The 4,530-nt window shown below is 70.6% G+C and carries 6 protein-coding genes and 1 pseudogene; 5 read left to right on the plus strand and 2 right to left on the minus strand.

Annotated elements, in window-relative coordinates:
• The 3 genes from VE172_RS04395 to VE172_RS04405 all read left to right on the plus strand — a co-directional run.
• Nucleotides 1-1,136 (plus strand): WD40 repeat domain-containing protein (locus VE172_RS04395; protein WP_324797721.1); only part of this gene is annotated, 1,136 nt, incomplete at its 5' end.
• A 158-nt stretch (nt 1,137-1,294) separates the two neighbouring features.
• On the plus strand, nt 1,295-1,711 hold the full coding sequence (locus tag VE172_RS04400; protein WP_324797724.1) for an SRPBCC family protein: 417 nt from the start codon (nt 1,295-1,297) through the stop codon (nt 1,709-1,711).
• On the plus strand, nt 1,708-2,157 hold the full coding sequence (locus VE172_RS04405; RefSeq protein WP_324797726.1) for a MarR family winged helix-turn-helix transcriptional regulator: 450 nt from the start codon (nt 1,708-1,710) through the stop codon (nt 2,155-2,157). Before VE172_RS04400 ends, VE172_RS04405 begins: the two co-directional genes overlap by 4 nt.
• Here VE172_RS04405 and VE172_RS04410 read toward each other — a convergent pair.
• A complete protein-coding gene (locus VE172_RS04410; RefSeq protein ID WP_324797729.1) occupies nt 2,154-3,077 on the minus strand; it encodes a LysR family transcriptional regulator in 924 nt (307 codons plus the stop codon). The two genes, VE172_RS04405 and VE172_RS04410, sit on opposite strands and share 4 nt — an antisense overlap.
• Nucleotides 3,078-3,148: 71 nt before the next feature.
• Between VE172_RS04410 and VE172_RS04415 the strand changes: the two genes are divergently transcribed.
• A complete protein-coding gene (locus VE172_RS04415; protein WP_324797732.1) occupies nt 3,149-3,346 on the plus strand; it encodes a hypothetical protein in 198 nt (65 codons plus the stop codon).
• On the opposite strand, the gene dapF is transcribed toward VE172_RS04415, so the two are convergent.
• A complete protein-coding gene (gene dapF / locus VE172_RS04420; protein WP_324797737.1) occupies nt 3,307-4,110 on the minus strand; it encodes a diaminopimelate epimerase in 804 nt (267 codons plus the stop codon). The two genes, VE172_RS04415 and dapF, sit on opposite strands and share 40 nt — an antisense overlap.
• 71 nt (nt 4,111-4,181) lie before the next feature.
• On the opposite strand from dapF, the pseudogene VE172_RS04425 reads away from it, so the two are divergent.
• Nucleotides 4,182-4,530 (plus strand): annotated as a pseudogene (locus tag VE172_RS04425) (hypothetical protein); the annotation flags it as partial.

Genomic DNA, 4,530 nt, shown 5'->3' on the forward strand with positions numbered 1-4,530 from the left:
CCCCCAGGGTCAACACCCCGACCGCCGTCGCCCCGGCGGTCCAACCGGCGCTCCATGCCCCCATCGCGCCTCCGCCTTCCCGGACGGTGCTGACCCGCCGCAACCTGATGTTCGGTGGTTTGGCCGCCGCCACGGCCATCGCGGTGCCCGCGGCGTTGCTGTTGCCGCGCCGGGCCGCCAGCGGGTCCATATCGGAGTATTCGCCGCCGAAGGTCGTCGTCACCGCCGAGCACACCCTCACCGTCGACGGGATGTGCGTCCATCTCGCCTTCAGTCCGGACGGCAAGACCCTGGCCTGCGGCGGGTACGCCAGTCAGGGCGGAAAGGCGGTTCAACTGTGGGATGTGGACCGCGGCACGCCGACCGCGACCCTGCCCGCGGGTGACTACTCCTCCGCGATGGCGTATCTCCCGGACGGCAAGACCCTGGCCGTTTGCGGTCACGAGGATGTGAATGTGTGGAATGTGGACAGCGGCGACAAGGTGGCCAGCTTCGCCACGCACGACGACGGAGGGTTCCTCGCGGTCAGGCCGGACGGCAAGATCCTGGCCACCAGCGGCGGCCACGGTGTCCGGCTGTGGGACACGCGAACCAGGGACAAGATCGCTACCCTCGCCGACACGGTCGCCAATGTCATGGCGTTCAGCCCGGACGGGAAACACCTCGCCGCGGTCGTGCCGGATGACGGCGGTGCTGACAGTGTGGTGCGGGTGTGGGAAGTCGACAGCGGCAAGCAGACCGTCGAACTGCCCACCGGCGCGAACTCACTCGAGTTCTTCCCCGACGGCAAGGCCCTGGCGGTGGGCTCGTTTGAGGTCGACACCGCGCGAGGCCGCACCCGCCTGTGGGATCTGGCGACCGGGAAACGGGTCTCGACCCTGGCCGGCAAGGGTCCGTCCATGGCGCTGAGCCTCGACGGCACCATTCTCGTCACCGGCGGCGAACCCGGGGACCCCGGCGCCTGGTGCTGGGACCCCAACACCGGCCACCGGCTCAATACCCTCACCTCCAAGGAAACCGAGGAGATGACGTTCAGCCCCAAGGGCGACACCATCGCCGCCATCGACCGAGAATCCACCATCGACAACTCCGACACCAGCAAGGTCATGCTGTGGACGCTGAAGAAGGGCAGTTGATCAGCGACGCTCGCGTTCGCCCAGATGGCGGAATGTGAGTCTCGATCCCCGACATGTCAAGGACGGGCGGCAAGCCGCCGTCGTTCACGCCGCCCGCTTGACGAATTACTCTTCGCGAAGATAGTCTGTGCGTAGATTATCTAGCGAAAGGAAACACCATGTGGCAGTACGAGCACGCTGTCGACACCGACGCCACCCGCGAGGCGATCTGGCACCTGTGGGCCGACGTCGCGGGCTGGGGCACCTGGAACGCCGACATCGAGAAGATCGAGATCGACGGGCCGTTCGCCGCGGGCAGCCGGATCACCATGACTCCGCGCGGCGAAGACCCGGTGTCGTTGCGGATCGATGAGGCCACCGAGAATCGGGGATTCGTTGACGAGGCCCGCTTCGAGGGCCTCGTGCTGCGCACCGCCCACCGCGCCGAGCGCCTCGACGACGGCGGGACCCGCGTGGTCTATCGCATGGAGATCACCGGGGACGCCGCCGACGAGCTCGGGCCGCGCATCGGCCCGGCCGTCACCGGCGACTGGCCCGAGACGATGGCCGCGCTGGTCGCCTTGGCGCGGCGATGAAGCCGCTCGATCCCGACGACAGTCCCGGGTTCCTGCTGTGGCACGCCACGCTGCGCTGGCAGCGCGGCGTCACCGCGGCCCTGGCGCCGTTGGGTCTGACGCACGTCCAGTTCGTCCTGTTGGCGTGCGCGTGGTGGCTCAACAACAGTGGCGAGCAGCCGAATCAGCTCGCCCTGGCGCGGCAGGCGGGCACCGACGTCAAGATGACCTCGGCGGTGCTGCGGGCCTTGGAGGCCAAGGGTTTGATCGAACGCACCGTGGACGCCGCCGACACCCGCGCCAAGCGCCTGCGAGTCACCGACGGCGGGGCGAAGCTGGCGCCGCGCGCCATCGCGGCGGTGGAGGGGGTGGACGCCGCGTTCTTCGCGCCGGTGTCGAGGAGGCGGGCCGTGGACCTGCTGCGCCGACTGTCGGCCCAGGACGACTCGGGCGCCGCCGCGGGCTAGGGCCGGGTTGTGTCCGGGTGTTCGCGGGTCGCCTCGGCGCGGATCGCGGCCAGGCCGCGGGCGATGGCGGGCTGCCGGGCGCTGCCGCCGCGCACGGCGGTGAACATCCGCCGCGTCGGCGTCGGCCTGCCGTGGATCGGCACCCGCACCACGGAGTGTTCGGGCGGGAGCGGCGCCAGCCGGGAAAACAGGCTCACGCCGAAGCCGGTGCACACCAGCCCCGAGGTGCTGTAGAAGCTGTCCGACCGGTGCGCGATGTCCGGGGTGAACCCGGCGTCCGCGGCCGAGGCGAGCAGCAGCTTCTCCTGGTCGACGCAGCCCGGCGTGCTGACCCATTCCTCGTCGGCGGTCTCGGCCATGGACACCGATTCCCGTCCGGCGAACCGATGGTCCACCGAGACCAGCAGATCCTCCACGTCGTCCACCAGGAAACGCTGCTCGAAGCGCCGGTCGCTGGGCGGGGGCGTGGCGTCGGTCGGGTTGATGACGGCGATGTCGGCCTCGCCGGACTCCAGCATCCGAAACGCCTCGTCCGACTCGACGGCGGCCAGGTGGAGCCGCACCCCGGGATGGGCCTCGCGCAGCCGCTTGGCCGCCGGGGCGATGAACGCCGAGACCGTGCTGGACAGGCCGCACAGCCGCAGGTCCCCCATCTGGCCCGCTTCGAGCGCGGCGAGGTCCTCCTTGGCGCGCTCCCATTGGGCGTACATCACGTCGGCGTGCTCGAGCAGCACCTCCGCGGCCGGGGTGAGCCGGACCCGGCGGCCGTGGGGCTCCAGGAGCCGGATCCCGTTCTCGTGGGCGAGCTGCTTGAGTTGCTGCGAGACCGTGGACGGCGTGAGGTGCAGGGCCTGGGCGGTCGCGGTGACCGTGCCGTGGGCCCGCAGGACGCGAAGCGTGTTCAATCGCGGATCGATCATTCGATAACCCCACAAGAATCGCTGCGGAAACTTTCGTTGTTTACGGACGATTCTAGGTCGAGGATTGCCGCATGACCAACATCGAACAGGATCAATGCCCGTTGTGTCGGCTGCGGATGAGCGAGGCCGTCTCCGTGGTGTCGCGGCACCCCACCTCCAACGGGACCGTGGTGTACGCGCGCTGCGACTGTGGACGGTTGTCCATGTGGTTCGAGCCGACCGCGCGGCCTCAACCGCTCGCGGAGGCCAGCAGGTTGGTGCGTCCATAGGCGACGATGACGGCGGGACCCGCGAGGATGGTGGTGTCGTCGGTGACCGTGACGGCGACCTCGCCGCCGGGCACTCGCACGACGCAGGTTCCCTTGCCGCCCAGGGCGACCGCCGCGGCGGCGCAGGCCCCGGTGCCGCACGACAGCGTCTCGCCGACGCCGCGCTCGTGCACCCGCATGGCGATCGACTCGGCGTCACCCGCGATGAACTCGACGTTGACGCCGTCGCCGAATACCGAGGCGTCGACGATGGGCGCCCGATGAAGGTCGAGAGCCGACGGGTCGTCGACGCGGCACACCAGGTGCGGGTTTCCCATGGACACCCGGATTCCCGAGAACACCTCGCCCTCGAGCGTCGCGGTGCCGCCCCCGCCGACCCGCGCCGGTCCCATGTCGACGGCGAAGCCGTCGCCGGTCGCGGTGACCTCGCGCAGCCCCGCGCGGGTGGCCACCGGGATGACGTCGCCGTCCGCCAGTCCATTGTCCACAAGGTATCGCGCGAAGACCCGCACCCCGTTGCCGCACATCTCGGCGATGCCTCCGTCGGCGTTGTGGTAGTCCATGAACCATTCGGCGCGGTCGGCCAGATCGACCGACTCGGGGTGCTTGGCGGCGCGCACGACCCGCAGCAGGCCGTCGCCCCCGATGCCGAAGTGCCGGTCGCACAGGGTCGCGACCTCGCGGGCGCTCAGCGGCCGGGCACCGTCCGGGTCGGCGACGATCACGAAGTCGTTGCCGGTGCCGTGCCCCTTGGCGAAGTCCATCACCAGGCCATCATGCCTCGCGCAGCGGTCGGTCGCAGCACCGACGCGATGCGGGATTAGTCTCTTTCGGCGTGAGTGATGAACACGCTTCTGTCTTCGCCGACGTCAAGGTTCCGTTTCCGGACGCCGCGTACGCGACCCGCGCCACCACCAGGCTCACCGAGGCCCTGGTTCCCGGCACCGGCATCGGCTCCCTGGCCCCGGCGGTGGCCTGGGCCGCGCGGGTGCAGGCCACCGAGGCGCCGCGGCCGTTCGCGTCGGTGGCGACGCTGATCGTCAACGGCGCCCACGCCGGCGGGTTCGCCTACGGCGACGCCGACGCGGGCGACGAGGAGCTGGTGACCCGGCTGGCGCGGCGGGCCTCGGCGACGGTGCGGCGGGTGGACGCCGGGCAGGGCGCGGCGGCCGAGGACGGCCCGG

It is taken from the genome of Stackebrandtia sp. (assembly GCF_035643755.1).
Lineage (GTDB): Bacteria > Actinomycetota > Actinomycetes > Mycobacteriales > Micromonosporaceae > Stackebrandtia.